General features: G+C 39.2%; 15 protein-coding genes and 2 pseudogenes. 3 read left to right on the top strand and 14 right to left on the bottom strand.

Translation table 11 applies throughout. The features are described 5' to 3' along the window. Positions 1–99 precede the first annotated feature (99 nt). The 4 genes from GCU48_RS15010 to GCU48_RS14995 form a co-directional block, all read right to left on the bottom strand. A complete protein-coding gene (locus tag GCU48_RS15010) occupies positions 100–3,228 on the bottom strand; it encodes a type I restriction endonuclease subunit R (protein WP_152380534.1) in 3,129 nt (1,042 codons plus the stop codon). Between the two features lie 13 nt (positions 3,229–3,241). Further along, on the bottom strand, positions 3,242–4,414 hold the full coding sequence (locus GCU48_RS15005) for a restriction endonuclease subunit S (RefSeq protein ID WP_152380533.1): 1,173 nt from the start codon (positions 4,412–4,414) through the stop codon (positions 3,242–3,244). After that, positions 4,411–6,369, bottom strand: a complete 1,959-nt coding sequence (locus GCU48_RS15000; protein WP_152380532.1) for a type I restriction-modification system subunit M — start codon at positions 6,367–6,369, stop codon at positions 4,411–4,413. Before GCU48_RS15000 ends, GCU48_RS15005 begins: the two co-directional genes overlap by 4 nt. A 534-nt stretch (positions 6,370–6,903) precedes the next feature. Further along, positions 6,904–7,137, bottom strand: coding sequence for a helix-turn-helix transcriptional regulator (locus GCU48_RS14995; protein ID WP_152380531.1), 234 nt, complete (start codon positions 7,135–7,137; stop codon positions 6,904–6,906). A 1,008-nt stretch (positions 7,138–8,145) separates the two neighbouring features. Here GCU48_RS14995 and GCU48_RS29495 point away from each other — a divergent pair. Both GCU48_RS29495 and GCU48_RS29215 read left to right on the top strand, forming a co-directional pair. Then, positions 8,146–8,426, top strand: a pseudogene (locus GCU48_RS29495) (transposase); the annotation flags it as partial. Then, a pseudogene (locus GCU48_RS29215) lies at positions 8,414–8,593 on the top strand (IS30 family transposase); the annotation flags it as partial. The pseudogenes GCU48_RS29495 and GCU48_RS29215, both read left to right, overlap by 13 nt. 7 nt (positions 8,594–8,600) lie before the next feature. On the opposite strand, the gene GCU48_RS14985 reads toward GCU48_RS29215, so the two are convergent. Beyond that, positions 8,601–9,389 carry a hypothetical protein gene (locus tag GCU48_RS14985; protein ID WP_152380530.1) on the bottom strand — a complete coding sequence of 263 codons (789 nt, stop codon included), beginning with the start codon at positions 9,387–9,389 and terminating at the stop codon, positions 8,601–8,603. A gap of 74 nt (positions 9,390–9,463) precedes the next feature. Next, the gene (locus GCU48_RS14980; protein ID WP_152380529.1) at positions 9,464–10,108 is read right to left on the bottom strand and encodes a hypothetical protein; all 645 of its coding nucleotides are present in this window, start codon (positions 10,106–10,108) and stop codon (positions 9,464–9,466) included. A gap of 266 nt (positions 10,109–10,374) precedes the next feature. Between GCU48_RS14980 and GCU48_RS28015 the strand changes: the two genes are divergently transcribed. Next, complete coding sequence (locus tag GCU48_RS28015; RefSeq protein WP_244315671.1) at positions 10,375–10,548, top strand: hypothetical protein; 174 nt, start codon at positions 10,375–10,377, stop codon at positions 10,546–10,548. A gap of 144 nt (positions 10,549–10,692) precedes the next feature. Here the strand turns inward: GCU48_RS28015 and GCU48_RS14970 are convergent, their stop codons facing one another. From GCU48_RS14970 to GCU48_RS14940, 8 genes are all read right to left on the bottom strand, one after another. Further along, positions 10,693–12,315 (bottom strand): recombinase family protein, encoded by a 1,623-nt coding sequence (locus tag GCU48_RS14970; protein WP_152380528.1) that lies wholly within the window; start codon positions 12,313–12,315, stop codon positions 10,693–10,695. A gap of 90 nt (positions 12,316–12,405) precedes the next feature. Beyond that, complete coding sequence (locus GCU48_RS28650; RefSeq protein ID WP_280116404.1) at positions 12,406–12,531, bottom strand: SHOCT domain-containing protein; 126 nt, start codon at positions 12,529–12,531, stop codon at positions 12,406–12,408. 64 nt (positions 12,532–12,595) lie between these two features. Next, entirely contained in the window at positions 12,596–13,726 is a 1,131-nt protein-coding gene (locus GCU48_RS14965) for an Ig-like domain-containing protein (RefSeq protein WP_244315669.1), read from the bottom strand. A 17-nt stretch (positions 13,727–13,743) separates the two neighbouring features. Then, positions 13,744–14,034, bottom strand: a complete 291-nt coding sequence (locus GCU48_RS14960; RefSeq protein ID WP_152380526.1) for a hypothetical protein — start codon at positions 14,032–14,034, stop codon at positions 13,744–13,746. Further along, on the bottom strand, positions 14,034–14,345 hold the full coding sequence (locus GCU48_RS14955) for a phage head-tail connector protein (protein ID WP_152380525.1): 312 nt from the start codon (positions 14,343–14,345) through the stop codon (positions 14,034–14,036). The genes GCU48_RS14960 and GCU48_RS14955 overlap by 1 nt, the downstream gene beginning before the upstream one ends. After that, positions 14,338–14,544 carry a hypothetical protein gene (locus tag GCU48_RS14950; protein WP_244315667.1) on the bottom strand — a complete coding sequence of 69 codons (207 nt, stop codon included), beginning with the start codon at positions 14,542–14,544 and terminating at the stop codon, positions 14,338–14,340. Before GCU48_RS14950 ends, GCU48_RS14955 begins: the two co-directional genes overlap by 8 nt. 107 nt (positions 14,545–14,651) lie before the next feature. Then, positions 14,652–15,482 carry a phage major capsid protein gene (locus tag GCU48_RS14945; RefSeq protein WP_152380524.1) on the bottom strand — a complete coding sequence of 277 codons (831 nt, stop codon included), beginning with the start codon at positions 15,480–15,482 and terminating at the stop codon, positions 14,652–14,654. Between the two features lie 27 nt (positions 15,483–15,509). Beyond that, entirely contained in the window at positions 15,510–16,130 is a 621-nt protein-coding gene (locus GCU48_RS14940) for a DUF4355 domain-containing protein (RefSeq protein WP_152380523.1), read from the bottom strand. Positions 16,131–16,406 lie beyond the last annotated feature (276 nt).

Here is a 16,406-nt window from a genome sequence, read left to right as displayed (position 1 = left end):
ATCCCGCAATGCAACAATCTCTTCCTTTGACAACGTGACACTATTGCCCATTTTCTCATGATCTGATGAGCATTCGTGGATATCGAATTGTGGTTGAAATTACGCCGCTGGATATGCTGAATAGACAAACTCATATAATTTTTGTCTATAGTAAGTAAGCAAAGATTCATCATAACTTTCAGGCAACTCGCTCCATAATGTATCTCTGATGAGAACATCTACAACCGCTTTTGTCTCTTCTTTATCCGTCCAATGGTCGAGTTCAGCGATTTTTGTTTTGATTTTTTTAAGCAATATTTTCGATAGCTGTTTTATTTTCTTAATCTCATTCGGGGTCAAGGAATCTTTCATAAGAAGATCATATATCGCTAGTTCTTCATCGCTATCAAATCCTTCACGGGCATAGCGTTTTTCTTCCTCATTTAGATCATTCACAAAATTGGCGAGATCAATAAAGGTCTTTTCAATTACTGCCTTGTCTTGTTCGGCATTGAATTCCTCAATGATCTTCTGATAACGCTCGTAATAATTAATTCGAGCTGGATTTAGGCTCATCATGACTGCAAGCCGTTCTTCCACAAGATCCTTCAGGTCTTTAAGCAGAAGATTATAATTTTGTACTTTAGCAAATTCTTGTTGCAGCCTTCCAAAATCAATGCGACTGATATCAAACCGCATTCCTTCTTCAGCAGTTCTAAAGTCGTCGCGCACAATAATATATTCACTAACGATATGATGAAGCTCAATCATCAAATCAGTGGTTTCCGAACGTTTACGTTTTTCCTGCATTTGTTCGTAAACTGCACTAATCGCATTCTTATAAGCCATATGGTCATGTGTTACTTCATGCCGCTCCACATATTTAAAGATTTTAAAAAACTCCCTAGCCATAATCTCAAATCGTTTTCTAATTTCATTAGAAGCACACATAGCATTCGCACCTTCTTTAACCAATGCCAACTTCTTAAAACCAGAAGAACGAACCAATTTCGATAATTCGAATCCTTTTTCCTTCATGTAATTCGTGATTTCTTGTAAAAGCTCGAAAATACGCTCCAGTAATTTCGCTTTATCCGGAGTCGGATCGGAAGTGCTTCCTCCCTTTTGAGTTGTATACTCAGCTAGAGCTTTTCTAAGCGCTTTGACTACACCGACATAGTCTACAATCAATCCATTGCTTTTCCCTTCGCAGACTCGATTTGCACGGGCAATAGTTTGCATCAACGTATGAGCCTTCAATGGCTTATCCATGTAAATAGTAGACAAAGATTTAACATCAAATCCGGTCAGCCACATTGCACAGACGAACACAATGCGGAATGGATGATTAGAATTTTTGAAATCCTTATCCATCTCTCGCTTTTCCATCTTTTCACGGTGCGGTTTAATGTCCAAACTTAGCTTACTAAAAGTGGAAATTTCATTCTGTTCCTGGCTTACTATGACGGCCATTTCTGTTTCCTTCATCCATTTCAACTGGCGGTTAATGTCCATATTTTCTTGTTGCGAAGCTGCCTCTAGCGTTTTTTCAACTTCAGCTATTTTTAAAGTCCAATATTTCTGAACAAGGTTGTACATGCGAACTGCCGTAACTTTATTCACGCAAACAAACATTGCTTTGCCGGTTGTCCAAAGTTCGGTATAGTGATTTACAAAATCTTTTGCTATTTTATCAAGCCGCTTCTTACTGGTAAGGATATGAATATCTTTGGCTAATTCACGTTCCAGTTTTGCCTGCTTGTTTACATCCAAATTAGCTGCTTCAATTGCGTCTACTAGCTTATCGTTAATTTCGGGATTTGTAATTTCCAGCATGTCCGCTCGGTTTTCGTAATAAAGCGGTACAGTTGCGCCATCTTCGACAGCCCGTTTGAAATCGTAAATAGACACGTAGCTTCCAAAAGTACGCTCTGTAATATTGTCATAAGAGAACAGAGGCGTACCCGTGAAACCGATTCGTGAGGCAGTCGGAAGAAGTGCGCACATGTTATCAGCAAAGATGCCACTTTGTGTCCGGTGTGCTTCGTCAGATAAAATGATAATATCATGAACCGGGAGGATCGGTTCAATATCTGTCTGATTAAATTTATGAATAAGCGTAAAAATAAAACTTGGATTCCCTTTAAGCATTTCTACGAGCTTTGATCCAGTAGACGGAATGAACTGATTCGCTTTCACACTGCCAAGACAACCACAGGCTTCAAAGGTATCACTGATCTGCTTATTGAGTTCATCCCGGTCAGTCAAGATGACGAATGTGGGAGAACCCATAAATTTCCTGAGAATTTTTTTAGCAAGGAATACCATCGAATAGCTTTTCCCACTGCCTTGCGTATGCCAAAACACACCCAGCTTTCCTTGTCTAAGTTTACGTTCCTTATATGATTCAACAGCCTCATTTACCCCGAGATATTGGTGATTACGTGCCAATATCTTTGCTGTTTTTCCATCTGAATTATCAAATAGGAAGAAGTTTTCAAACAGATCCATGAAATTTTTCTTGTTGCAGATGCCACGCAGCATCGTCTCCAAATCTACGGAACCCACATCTTCTTCTTTCAAACGCTTCCATTCATGAAAAAATTCATACTTGCTTTCAAGTGTACCAACTTTCGCTTCAAGACCATTGGAAAGCATCAAGAAGGCGTTAAAATGAAATAATTGCGGAATTGTGTCCCTGTAATCCCTGTAGTTGCAATCAAAGGCATCTCTTACATCAACATTTTGTTTCTTAAGCTCAATGAAGAGAAGAGGGATACCATTAACAAAACCAACTATATCCGTTCTGCGTCGATGAAGACTGCCATGAATTTTCATCTCTTTTACCGCTAAAAAATGGTTTTCCTCTGGTTTACTGAAGTTGAATACTATAACGCGACGATCCTCAAATTGGCCATTTGGTTTCTTGAAACGGACAGGGATTCCATCCTTTAACATAGTGTATTTTTGCTGGTTGATTTGGATCAGTAAATTAGAAGAAGAATAGGTCAACAGATTTTTGACAGCTTCCTCACATAATTCCTCCGTTAGCCAGTCATTGTTATCAAAAAGGGCTTGTTTGAGATACCGCAGAAGGACAATTTCCTTGTATGTCTTTCTACCAAGAGTTCCATTCTCGCCAAGAACCTCCTTGTTGTACGCGAAAACAACATTCCAATCCAAGGCATCATGGAGCAAGTTTCCTGCGCTGTTTTGTACTAAAATATTCTCTGAGTATTCCCAGCTCATATATAGCTTCCTCCTAAACTTCTAGTTCACCGCTCATTAGTCTTGGGAGTAGTTTGTCGCGGGTTTGGCGGAGTAAATGGCTCTGCTTATTAAGTAATCTTATTTTTTCAAACAAAGGTTTCATATGCTTAAAACAATATTTTATCAAATGCTCCGGTGGAAGAAGATATTCGACTTTTCTTAGTACATCTACTTTCACTCTTTGCCTGCCATCTGCGCCTGACATACTATTGATTGCCAATTGTCTGAAATCATCATTCCTCGCAATACAATAGACCATATATGGATTAAGCGCCTTCGATCTCATAACGATATATTCAGTTGACCCTACTGCTGATTCGTCTTCATCAAGAAAATCTACAAATGCCGTTTTCCCATTTTCAAGGCAAGGGGTAATCCGAGCAAGCAATGTATCCCCATATTGAAACTTGCTTCCAGAATTAGACTCTGTTTCTACAATCAATGACTCATCAACAACTAGTGAACTGGTACTAAGTGCTGCCATTGGCACAGATTTTTTCGTTTTCCCCTTAATGAGTTTGATTATGGGGTCAAATTCAACTACATCCTGAAGTGTACAGTGCTTCCATCCTTCTGGAACACCATCTATAAATTTCGTTTTCTCATACCCTGGAAAATGCAGCTTTACAAACCATTCTTTATACAATTGCATGGCGGCTTCTTCGAGCAGTTTGATTTGTTTTTGATTGTTTTCAATAAGATCGTCATAAGCAGATAAGATGTCAACAATACGGCGTTGAATTGTAATATTTGGAATGCTAATTTCCAGAGAATCAAAAATCCCATTGTTTACTCTTTGCCGACCTGTCGCACCTGTCATAGATGCGATCATATTTTTTCGCATATAGTCAATCTGCATATAGTAATAAAGAAATCGATTATCAACATCTTCTGTTTTGGGTCTGAACACAAGAAATTCTGTCGAACCAAAGCCATGGGGTAACTCATTGGCGAAAAAACCCTTTCCATTCTGAAGACAAGGTTCTATCCTTGCTATAACAGTGTCTCCTTTTTGAAATTTTACTCCCGATGAGTATGGCTTAAAATCAATTTTTTTAGGACTTCTTGTATAGATCCCAACATTAGCCATTTCTACAAAAGGATATTCTTTTCCTTTTTCTAAACTAATTTTTGGGTTGATTTGAATCCACTTTGTAAAAATCATAACCCTAACCCCTCAAAATTCGCCGAAATGATATCCATCAGATCATTTGCCTCTGTCTGCAAAGCCCGTAGCTCATTGTGGATTTCAACCATTCTTTCCGGGAAGTTATCCTCCGTTTCAATAACAGGCGCAACCCCCACATAAGCGCCGGGAGTGAGCGAATAGTTCTTCTCTTCAATTTCAGAAAGTGAGGCCCGTTTACACAAGCCAAGCACATCTTGATAAGTACCGTCATCGAATTTCTCGGTAAGCCATTTCGCTTCCTTGATGATGGTTCGACAGGCATTAATCTCCGCAATTGTTGATTCGACATTAGAGGACACTGCCTTTTTAAACTGAGCCCAGGTTGATATCGATTTGCTGACGCTTTGCACATAGGTCTTAGCCTCATCCTTATCCAACCCATCACCATAGGAAATTAGAGACTTTGTCTGCTCGTTCAAAACGGATGTGTACTTTTGGAGCAGCCCATTCAAATGATACAATTCCTGCAATGCGGAAGCTTTGTTTAATGTGGATTCGATTTCTGCCTTTATTCCTCTGAGCGGATCAGCGAAACGTTCCAAAAGTTCAAGGTCATTTTCCATAAGTAAGTATAATCCGCAAAGCCGCTCTGTGGTTTCTTTTTTATACTCCTCAAGCAGATTTGAATATTTCTTCGTTTCACCACGATACAGCCATACAATCGCATTTAGGTTTTTAAGCTGCCAAATACTCCATTCATTTAACGTTCTATCGACAACTGTATAATAATTTCGGGCATCGATAAACAACGCACTATCACGGTTTTCATCAATTTTGGCCCTATCAAAAAACCACAAGGTACATGGGAGAGATTTGGTATAAAAGAAATTATTACCTACAGACAACATCACGTCCACCGAACGACTTTCTATCAGTTGTTTGCGAATTTCTCGGTCTTTGCCACCGCTATCAGTAGCAGAAGCCGCCATCACAAAGCCTGCTCGGCCGGTTTCGTTAAGATAGGCATAGAAATAGGAGATCCAGAGGTAATTTGCATTGGATAATTCCTTCTTGCTATTAACGCCCGACAAACCGAATGGCAGTCGCCCTGCATTATAAGCACTTTCCGATTTTACTTTATCTACATTAAAAGGCGGATTCGCCATTACATAATCGCATTGGCCTACGAGATTGTGTGCATCGTTATAAAATGTATTGGCTTCATCGCCCGATTTGATAATTCCGTTTAAACCGTGTACAGCCATGTTCATAAGACATAGCTTTGCATTGTATTCCACTTTTTCCTGTCCAAAGAAAGTCATAGTGGTATTGGCGCTTATACCGTTCTCATTAACGAAATCACCGGTCTGAACAAACATGCCTCCGCTGCCGCAAGCAGGGTCAAGGAGAACCCCTCGTTTCGGCTCAATCACATTGACAATCATTTGTACCAGCGATTTGGGTGTAAAAAACACACCATCATCAGAAGCAACAGCAGGAGCAAATTTGCTGAGAAAATATTCATAAATACGGCCTATAAGATCGCCGCCTACTTCATCCAACGTTTTATTGTTAAAGATGCGCAACAGTTCCCGAAGTAGATCATTTTTGAACGATGTATATGTCTTTGGAAGAATCCCAACGAGTTGGGCGCTTTGTTGTTCAACCAGTTCCATTGCGTCATTAATAGCTTTTCCAATGTCTGCGTCATCCGACAAAGTGAGAAGATCATCATATCTTGCATTTTCCGGCAAATATAAAGCATTTTTGGTTTTAAAGTCGTTTGGCTCAACAGGAAGCACGCGCCCTTCGCGTACCGGACGATCTTTCAAGATTTCCGTCTCCACCATTTTATAGCGACTATATGCATAACGGAGAAAAATGAGTCCCAGCACAGGCATGCAATATTCATTCGATGTTAGCTTGGAGCCTTGTCGAAGCAAGTCTGCGGATTCCCATAATTCCGTTTCCAGTTTTCTTATATTAATCATCATCGTTTCTCCCATCAAAATTTAGCAGAATGAAAGGTCATTAATAGTCCTTTAGACTTATTCCACTATTCTAACCGAAAATCCCTTTGTTCGACAGTTATTTTCTCCAACAAACAAAAAACTCCGCTGCGTGAGGGAGAGGTAGTGAACCAATTTATCACTACTTATTTATGGTTAATCAGGAGGCGTACTACGATACAAAAGACTTTTATGATAGATTTATCCAATAGTGTCATAATAATTCTTTGAGTTCAAGATAATTTCCTTCTCTCAATAAGCAAAAGAATAATGTACACGACTAATACGCCAGAAAAAAGATAATCATAGTACATTTTGTATGTAATTAAGTCAAAATTATAGTACGCAGAGATAAGATTACCCCCAGTATAGCCCATAAATAATAAAGAAAATGCATAATTTAAGGGTCTACTAATAATGTGCTTCCACCGTTCATCTTTTCCTTCTCTAAGCGAAAAAATAAAATTTAATAGTACCCCTACCAAAATAATAACACTTATCAAAATACTCATCGTATTATTCCTCCTCGTTTTCTTCATAGGCTGCAAAATGAAATACTTCAGTAATTTCTTTTTTAAATACATATGCTATAGCAAATGCAAGCTCAAGCGAAGGAACAAACTTATTGTTCTCAATTGCGGCAATCGTTTGTCTTGTTACTCCTAGTTCTTTGGCTAGGTCTGTTTGAGTCCATCTCCGTTCAGCACGCAGTAAATAAACTTGGTTGCTGATATCGCCAAATGCAAACATGAAACAAAAACCTCCTCTCATTATTATAGTAATATTATAATAACATTTTGTAAAGTATATATAACATTATGTACTATAAAAAAAACAAAAAAACCTCCCATTAAAAGAGGCTCAAAAGTTCACTTTCATTATTAATCGGAAGATGCATCCTTCTAATATATCTCTACCACACACTCCACATGCCTTTGTAAATAAAATATGTCCCCGCACTCAACCCTAAAGCATTTTGTTGAATGCAGGAACATATTCAAAAAATTATCCTCTAGCCTTCGTACATCAATGCATTCTAATCTCGATATATTACTATCACACACTCCACATGTGCCGAGACGATGGAAAGGATATACCTTAAACACGTTTTAAACCATTGTAGATCAGAGAATAGCATGTCTATCCAAAAGAATAGAATCATTGATCAATCGGGGCTGTTCTCTAAACATATTGCGGTCGATGACTACAAATCCGGGGTAATTAGATACCGTGAGACTTTAAGCAGTGAGCATAAGTGGATGAACTGCTCCTCTGTAGTGAACTCATCATGTTCGTCGGGCAATAAGCAACGCAGGACAATCAATTCTTCTACGTGTCAGTTGGGATATGACGCCAATCCTTAGCGCTCTGGCACATAAAATCTTGCCAATTTTTTGACAAGCCTCCTTGACCGTATCCAGACGAAGAATCGGATGCATCATTAAGAGGACGGACTCGTCGTACACGGTTCGCTCAGTACAAGCTCTATCCAGCTCCGGTAGCGTTGTGAGCAGACCAATGCATTGAACTGACAATTTGACCAACAACAACAAGCGTTATCGTTGTTGGTCGAATTTGCATCTACATAGCAACAAAAGAATATTCATGGCTCGTATGATAGCATTTTCTTTTTTATATGACGGACGGATTGTAATATGAAGTGCGACACCTGCTGGAAATAAATAAAAAAGGGCCCATGGCCTGATTCGTGAAGTATGAAAGTTACCACACCAGCATTCACACAAGGAGAATCAGTCCATGAGTTATTCACATCTTAGCATAATCGAACGAAGCAAGCTAGAAATCCTGCATAGACAAGGCTAAAGCTCGAGAGTCATTGCAAAAGAACTGGGTAGGCACCCTTCGACGATTTGCCGTGAGTTAGATCGTGTTGCTGCATCGCACCCCTATCAGGCAGAACAAGCCCGGGCGCTTATGAGGAGCGTCGTAAGGCTTCTGTCTCTCCAGATAAGTGGTCAGACACCTTAGCTGCCTCACTGGAGGAAAAACTTCAGGCAACGTGGCCTCCGGAGCAAATGCGAATGGCTTGCTTCGAGAGTTTTACCCTAAAGGCACCGATCTCGCTCAGATTTAGGATGAAGAACTCGCCCATTCACTAGATCTGATTAATCACAGACCACGAAAATGCTTTGGTTGGAAGACTGCTTACGAATCTTTCACAGAGGACATGTCACACTTGGTTTGACAATCTGTCATTTTTTAAAATCTGACGCTTCTATAGGAACTTTTCCATTTATTAGGAACCATTTATGATTTTTATAATTTTGAATCATTCCAACATCAAAAATGATTGAGTTTACATTATTTTTCAAAAGGATATCTCGAGAAATATCGGCCTCCAATGTATACTTAACAGAGTTATCGTCTATCTTTTGATGATAGAACTTTATATTAGATGCATACTTTCTAATTTGGGATGGAAATAAATATTCTATTTTGGAGTTCCTATCTTGAGGAAGTATGATATCAGTCAACAAGTGTCCATCTTTGAATTTTAAATGAAAATTATTAACTTCAAGGATTTCTTTATCAAATTCATTTAGATTATCTTCTTTAAAATTTTCGAAATAGTATTGACCGGAATTTAACCGTACATTGTTTCCATCCTTGAGAACAACTTCGACAGCATCAAATTCACGAATAAAATTGATATCCACAGTCAATTCATTTTCATAGATCTGAACAATTTTCACATTGTCTAAAATAACTTTATTCTTTAACAATAAAGAAGCCTTTTTAATATTTAAACTATCTACTCTATAGGGGAAACTTATCTTGATTTTTTTAGGACTATCATCATGAGAATTGAAAATGAAATAACTATTCTCTCGTACACTTACTTGTTGAATATACTCCAACTGAGTGTCTTCACTTTTATTTGATTCATTTATAACCTTATCTTGATTATTGTTTGTACATCCAAATAAAAACATAGAATTAGTCAGCAGCAACATGACAATTAGAATAAAACGTAGTCTCAATATGTAGTCACCTCTTCTTGAAATGGTAAACCCCCCTCATATTGAGGAGGGTTATGTAAATGGTTCATTTTTAATTAGCTTGGGTTATCGTAGAGCCAGTATTCTACACCGCCGTTGTTATCATAACTGGAAGCGGTGTATTTGGTATCGCCAAACCATCCCGTATCAGTATACTCATAATTTCTTTTTATACCTCTTGCAGCACTTTTTAATTCGGCAGTATGCCAAGGTTTAATCGTCACATCAATGGAAACTTTTTTTCTGTATTCTTGGCCGATTTTCAAGCTCATCTCAGCTTCTGCGATAGCCTCAAAACCATATTTTACAGTTCCAGTTACTTCACCAGTCATTTTTGACTCGGTTTCTAAATTCATTCTTACACTTTGATTACTTCCATTGTTAAATTTGTCGTAATCTTGACCTGTATAATAATTACTTGAATTCACAAATGTCCACTTATTTGTGCCCATCGGTTGAACTAGATTGTTTTCTCTGTTAAGAGTTTGGGTGTCTTCTTTTTGATCTTTATCGAATTTTTTAATGTCCTCAGAAGAATAATATGGAACACCATCAATATACAACTGATCTCCTACATTACTTTCGGCTGGGGGTCTGAAATTCCCTTCTAATTCATTCTGATCTGAGGCAGCTTGTGCAGTCAACGCTGATAGGTTCAGCATTAAACCCAAAACAAGTGTTGATTTGATCAATTTCTTCAAAATTTTTCACTCCTTATATTTTTTGATGTTTTATTCAAATAAATGTTAATACATGTATACAAATGGAACAATCCTGCTCAAGACCTAAGTTGTATGATTTTATGTTTCACAATTGTGCAGTTTAGTCTATTAATGGTTAATAATCGATCTTCCAGTAGGTGTCGCACTTCATATTACAATCCATCCAAAGAACAAAACAATGACTTGCCATCCCTCCCCATCAGAGTTACCATACACACACTTCAACAACGGGAGGGAAATGTACTATGTCAGATTGGCCAGAATGGTTTCAAGAAGCATTACGCCAACGTTTTTATCAGATAGAACTAGCCAGTGAACAACAAGCTTCATGTTCATCAGAGGACAATAATCTATTCACTCAAATGGATCAATTCAAAATGAGTCAAAACAAGGATATCCAACGTCTGTTATCTGAATGAGAAGAAGCAATAGGCTATCAGCTAAGTCAGGACAAACAATCTATGTATATGGAAGGAGTGAAAGACGGGATTCGATTGATCCTTCCCGTCATACAACCCACAGTTACTCGTTAGTCTATTTATCGCATTAGCCTATGAATTTCGTTAGTCCAATATTTCCTCTATGCTCATTCCACTTTTCAAGGTAAAAACAAAATGCGCTGGTGAGAGAACGTTTATCTTCTCCACCAACGCATTGAATAGGTTATCATCAAATTGTTCCAGTATATCTTGCCGTGAGCTTAGTACTTGAATGATTTCATCGACTCGTTCCTTAATTTTTTCCTTTCGATCCTCTTCCTCCTCTAATATCAGCATCTGTTGCCGTAGCTCGTTTAGCTCACTGGAAAGTCTGTTCGTTTCTTCATCATATATAGTCTCATCAATTTGATTCCGTAGCTTGAGATTCACTAATTCCTTCAAGTCGGATTTCAATATTTGCATCTTTCCTTCAATGTCCAATAGTGTTTCTTGCTCTACTCTGCTGGAAAGTACCGATACAATATTTCCTTTCAGCGTTTTAATCAATCTTTCCTTGTTCTTATACAACCGATTAAACAATCGTACAAACGCAGAATGTAAAACTTGCTCATCAACCGATTTGGCATCACATGCCACTTTACCTTCATTTACATACGTTTTGCATTGCCATACCACTTTTTTGGATGGATTATTGCTATTCCAGGTTCGGCGTTTAAAAATAGCTCCACAGCATCCACAATATACTTTACTGCTCAGTGCGTATTTACTGGAGTATCTTTTACTCTCCCCCATTACACTACCTTTCAGCTTGGCTCTTCGTTCCTTCTCTTTTTGCACCGCTTCGAATATTTCCTTGGATACAATCGGCTCGTGGTTATCCTCAATTAAATACTGCTGCTCCTGTCCTTTATTCCTTATTCGTTTGTGGGTTAGAAAATCTACCGTTACCGTCTTTTGCTGAAGCAAGGCTCCGTAATATTTCTCATTCGTCAAGATTAATGTAATCGAGGAGTCCCACCATCGACTGCCTCCCGCAGCCGTTTTGATGTGATCTCGCATCAATCCTCTAGCAATCGCCTGATAGCTTTTGCCATCCAGATACTCCTCATATATACGCCGCACAATCTCGGCTTCCTTCTCATTAATGACCAATTCACCATGTTCATCCTTATCATAGCCGAGGAAGCGAGTGGTGTTGCAGAAGACTTTGCCGTTTTGGAAGCCTCGTAATATGCCCCATCGACTATTTTCAGAAATGTTTCGACTCTCGTCTTGGGCAAGAGAACTCAGAATGGTCAGTAATACTTCACCTGTTGTATCCAGTGTATTAATGTTCTCTCGTTCAAAGAATACAGCCACTCCGAGACTTTTAAGTTCCCGTACATATTTCAATAAATCCAGTGTATTCCTAGCAAACCTCGAAATCGACTTGACCAGAATGAGATCTAGTTTACCGTTTCGGGCATCCTGTATCATGCGATTAAAGTGCGTTCTATTTTTAGTGCTGGTTCCGGTGATGCCTTCATCTGCGTAAATATCAGCCATTTCCCATTCCAAGTTGTTTTGAATGTATTGTGTATAGTGGTTTACCTGATTGGTATAGCTCTCCTTTTGCTCCTCGGAATCGGTACTGACTCGGCAATAGGCAGCGACTTTCTTCTTTTGAATCGATTGAATTCCCTCTACGATGTCCATCGTTTTAATGGGAACGATCACGACTTTTTTTGCGGTTGCGGCTTGTGCCATATGTATTTCTCCCTTCATTATCTTCTTTATACGGTCACATGGTATAATGCGTGCGGCACATCATCAAGTCCATTTCTGTCCATGTTACAGCTACTTGAAAGACTTTTTATTAAGCTCATCAATCGCTATAAACTCTTCTTCTGTAATGACATGTTGTGATCTTAATTGCTTTAATAGACTTAGACTCAGTAGATAATCAATAGATTTTTGTTGCATATGTATGTGCTCCTTTGCAAATAAAAATGGCTCACCACACAGGCAAGCCGTATAGCTATAAAGCTTAGAATAAATTCTTAAGGCTAATGGTCTTTTCTATGGTAATACTAGGATCACTTACTAAGGTGGCTGTCAGTACAAGGGCTTTATTGTTCGCTCCACTACTGCTTCCGGCTTTCACAGTCACGCTATTTCCTGTACTCGCTGTCATGCTTCCCATGATAGGAGTTGAATCATCTTTATTCCGTAGGCTCCACTCTACCGACTGGTCAAACACTTCCGTTCCATGATCATAGATATGACTGACGTATGAGACGCTTTGACCTGTTTTTAGAACTGAATTGCCAATAATGGCTATCGAATAGATATGCGTTCCCGTTTCAACGACTTTCAATTCAATGGTACTCCGCACTGTGGGGTGATAGGTTAATTTTGCAGTGATACTTGCTTGTCCCAAAGCGATGCCCATAACCTGACCTTGCTGGTCTACGCTAATTACACTTGGATCACTAGATATATAGGTAATCGCCGGATTGGCTATCTCATTTCCATTATCTGTAGCAGTCACATTCAACGTTATTGTTTCGTTTAGTCGCACATGAGCTATCGTTCCCTGGTGTATATGTAATGCGTATGTATGAGCAGTCTCATATTTCCATCGGTCTGCAATGTTATTTTCCACGTCATCATTAGCTGTATTTATGCTATCTAATGTGCAGCTTAACTGAATAATGCCATTCATTGTGCGGTCAATTCCAACTATTTTAAACGGCTGATGAGTCATATAAAATCGTTGGCTTAATGTAATGCCCCTCGTATCTGCATTGTCTTGTAGTCTAACTATAATATTTCCCTCTGGCATGGAGATAACTTTACCTGTTTCCGTTGAAAACGTTCTGGCTTCTACCACAACATCAAACCATTTCACCTCTCCATTCCAGTTTAGAGCTAGTCGTTGATTACACTTTCTCATTCTGCCTCGACACGACTGTTCATTTTGATCCACCTGACTGGTGATCAGATAACGTTCATCACGATAATCCACGCTATCTCCTGTATGTAAGGGTGTTGCTGCTCGAATAATTTTTTCATCGGTCATTTGAATATTATTTGTCGCATCCTGGATCAGACCAAGCTGTCTTACACCGTTTATATGCACAAGCTTTCCCTTCTCTCGTAGGAAGAAATCAAGCATCGGTTCTAGGCTCCTTGTCACTCCTCTACCTCCAATGCAAAATCTGGCTTACAGCGATACAGATACAACTCCATATAATCGCTCCATTCTTTCTTATCCAAAATAATAAAAATATCCTTGCCCATTCGAACATAGCCGTTTAATTGCAATATGGATTCCAGTGGACAGAAGGCTCGATATGTCGTCTCCAGTATGTAACCATCTTCAAATGAAAAGCTTTTGCGATAAGGTTGTACATCTGCCATAATCAACTGGACAGGAATGAAATCGGCTTTATTCAAAATTTCCAGCTTCGTATCATAGAACATTAATCTGTCCCTACCTTGATTTTAGGTAGAGGAAGAGCAAGCAGGATACTTGCCGGAATCCCTGTTTCGTATGTGGCTGAACGTTCACCTTCCTGCTTATTCATAAGGCCAACCGAATCCCTATTTTTATAGAGATACGCCGCATAATCGACCATAACATCATCATATTCCACTGGCAGTGTTACCACATTACAATAGCCATAAATATTACTCCTCGCTTTGTTTAAGTAGTGAATCAAGATCTCGTCTTTAGAGATATCTATTGGCTCCATACTCAATAATCGTTTCATCAAATCCATTAGCTCACTCATGTGCCGACTCCTTTTTCTCCTTTACTTGTGCCTTGTCGGTACGTTTCATATTCTTGACAGTTTGAGCTTTCGTTTGGGCTGCTTCTTCAGTCTCATCTGGTTGCGGTTCCTCTACTTGCTCATAATGCCCACTAGCCTGTAACCGCAGCATTAACTCCTGATCTGTGACTTTCCATGTGCAGCCTGTTTCTTGATTCAAAAACCATATCTTATCACCCTCCAAAAATGAAAAATAGGGCATCCAAAACGGATACCCCGAACGTGTTTCTTCTATTATAATGTGTTTTCATATCATCCTATTTTCAATTAAGACTTATTGGCTGTGAGTACAGTAAGAGCCTCTGGCTTGATACACTTAGCTCCAAACACCTGTAAACCTTTTATTGCATCCGAAAATTGCTTCTCTGGTCTGAAGGCTTCCACTGAATCCACTTGACCCGCAAACGATATGGCGCTCTTATGACCCGCAATAATTTTATACTTGGCTCCTCCGGTATTCGGCACATTGTTGGATTTGTAAACCGTCATGCCATCGATATCTCCGACATAGCCTGTGCGGATAATGTTCGGGTCTTTCGTGAAACGAGCATCCTTCAAAAGCAAGCCATAGTACCATGCAGGAACTACCACAAAACGTTCCGTTTCAGGTACATTGTTCTCATCCATCATCACGCCAAGATCAATCAGCAAATCATAGGCTGTATCTTTTGTAGGGGTTATCGGCGTTGCATCGTTACCCATCGTATTCTCAGCTTTAACCTCTGTGTAGAATCCAGCAAGATACTGATCCACTACATTGGCAAGTCCATAAGAGGCTTCTACGATTCCACCATCAAGTAAATTTACATTCGCTTGAGCAGCATCGACATCATCCACCTGAAAATTGAAATATTTAGCCTGATCGATCACCAACGTTTTTTGTGTAGCATCCAGTTCCTGTGGATTCCCGATTCCTGCCACCTTATCATAGTTACCAATCGTTACTGCCCCAATCGAATTGATTTTTACGGTGGAGCCTTGGCCTTTAATTTCACCTTCATAATCGGTGTTGACCACATTTCCGTATACCAAATTCTTTTTCAGACTTTCATTTAAACGTGCGCTCCAAATGGTAGGAATAAAATTTTGTACTGACATATCTAATCACCTTATCCTTTTCGTTTATTATTGTTTGTTTTGTAATGCTTGTTTGACTTGATCCCAATGCTGATTAATCTCGTTAGGAGACATTCCTTTAATCGAATCCAATGTAAATGTGCTAATCGTTGGACTAGCCGGAGGGGTATATCCTTTTTTCCCCTTGAGTCGTTGCTCTACTTGCTGTTGTATAGCCAGTTGGAGTGATTGTTCCAACATAGCCAAATTCGCTGTCGTCGCTTCTTCATCTGCACCAATAAAAAAATCCACTAACGGGAGTGGAAGTTTCTTTTCGGATGCAATTTTGATCGCTTGGCTGGTTAATCGTTCACGCTGCTTCTCCAGCTTCATATTTTCGACTTCGGCACGTAGCTTCTCTACTTCAATTTCTTTCTCATCCTTAGCCGGGAATCGCTTCTTGATCTCAGCATCCACCACACTTTCCAGCTGATTGGCCTTCCATGTTTCCAGCGATTTAGTGGATCGTTTATCTACCGTGCTATCGAACCAACTTCTTGCTTCATGATTAGATTGAATGAATTGCTCTATCCCTTCTACGCTATACGGATTCAAACCCTGAAGATACGTTTGCCATTCCTCGTTTGTTTGGTTTTCTTCAATCAACTGCTTCACTTGTTCCAATTTCACTTTCGTTAATCTCCTTTATTGCCCATCCGACTCCTCAGAACCGAACACGCTTATGTATGTATGGAGCCGTTTAATGTCATGCTCAGGACAGCAATGTAACGCTTTAGAAATCACAAAAACGAGGAAAAGGTACAAACATACCAACTCCCCACTTTTGCATATTTTTAAACCTTTGTTTATACGGCTTTTGGATAGCCTAAAGCGTTACATCCACCCTATTGTTTGCCTAAACTTCTGAAACGTATATGTATGCTGGAACCGTATCATATTGAATAT

It is taken from the genome of Paenibacillus brasilensis, assembly GCF_009363115.1.
In the GTDB taxonomy this organism is placed as follows: domain Bacteria; phylum Bacillota; class Bacilli; order Paenibacillales; family Paenibacillaceae; genus Paenibacillus; species Paenibacillus brasilensis.
Note: the sequence above shows the minus strand (reverse complement) of the source record. Positions and strands in the feature narration are given on the sequence as shown.

What these genes read in the sequence shown, in the direction of transcription:
- GCU48_RS15010 (WP_152380534.1), bottom strand. Translation starts at nt 3,228, where the DNA reads ATGAGCTGGGAATACTCAGAGAATATTTTAGTACAAAACAGCGCAGGA.
- GCU48_RS15005 (WP_152380533.1), bottom strand. Translation starts at nt 4,414, where the DNA reads ATGATTTTTACAAAGTGGATTCAAATCAACCCAAAAATTAGTTTAGAA.
- GCU48_RS15000 (WP_152380532.1), bottom strand. Translation starts at nt 6,369, where the DNA reads ATGATTAATATAAGAAAACTGGAAACGGAATTATGGGAATCCGCAGAC.
- GCU48_RS14995 (WP_152380531.1), bottom strand. Translation starts at nt 7,137, where the DNA reads ATGTTTGCATTTGGCGATATCAGCAACCAAGTTTATTTACTGCGTGCT.
- GCU48_RS28015 (WP_244315671.1), top strand. Translation starts at nt 10,375, where the DNA reads ATGTCAGATTGGCCAGAATGGTTTCAAGAAGCATTACGCCAACGTTTT.
- GCU48_RS14970 (WP_152380528.1), bottom strand. Translation starts at nt 12,315, where the DNA reads ATGGCACAAGCCGCAACCGCAAAAAAAGTCGTGATCGTTCCCATTAAA.
- GCU48_RS28650 (WP_280116404.1), bottom strand. Translation starts at nt 12,531, where the DNA reads ATGCAACAAAAATCTATTGATTATCTACTGAGTCTAAGTCTATTAAAG.
- GCU48_RS14965 (WP_244315669.1), bottom strand. Translation starts at nt 13,726, where the DNA reads ATGCTTGATTTCTTCCTACGAGAGAAGGGAAAGCTTGTGCATATAAAC.
- GCU48_RS14960 (WP_152380526.1), bottom strand. Translation starts at nt 14,034, where the DNA reads ATGTTCTATGATACGAAGCTGGAAATTTTGAATAAAGCCGATTTCATT.
- GCU48_RS14955 (WP_152380525.1), bottom strand. Translation starts at nt 14,345, where the DNA reads ATGAGTGAGCTAATGGATTTGATGAAACGATTATTGAGTATGGAGCCA.
- GCU48_RS14945 (WP_152380524.1), bottom strand. Translation starts at nt 15,482, where the DNA reads ATGTCAGTACAAAATTTTATTCCTACCATTTGGAGCGCACGTTTAAAT.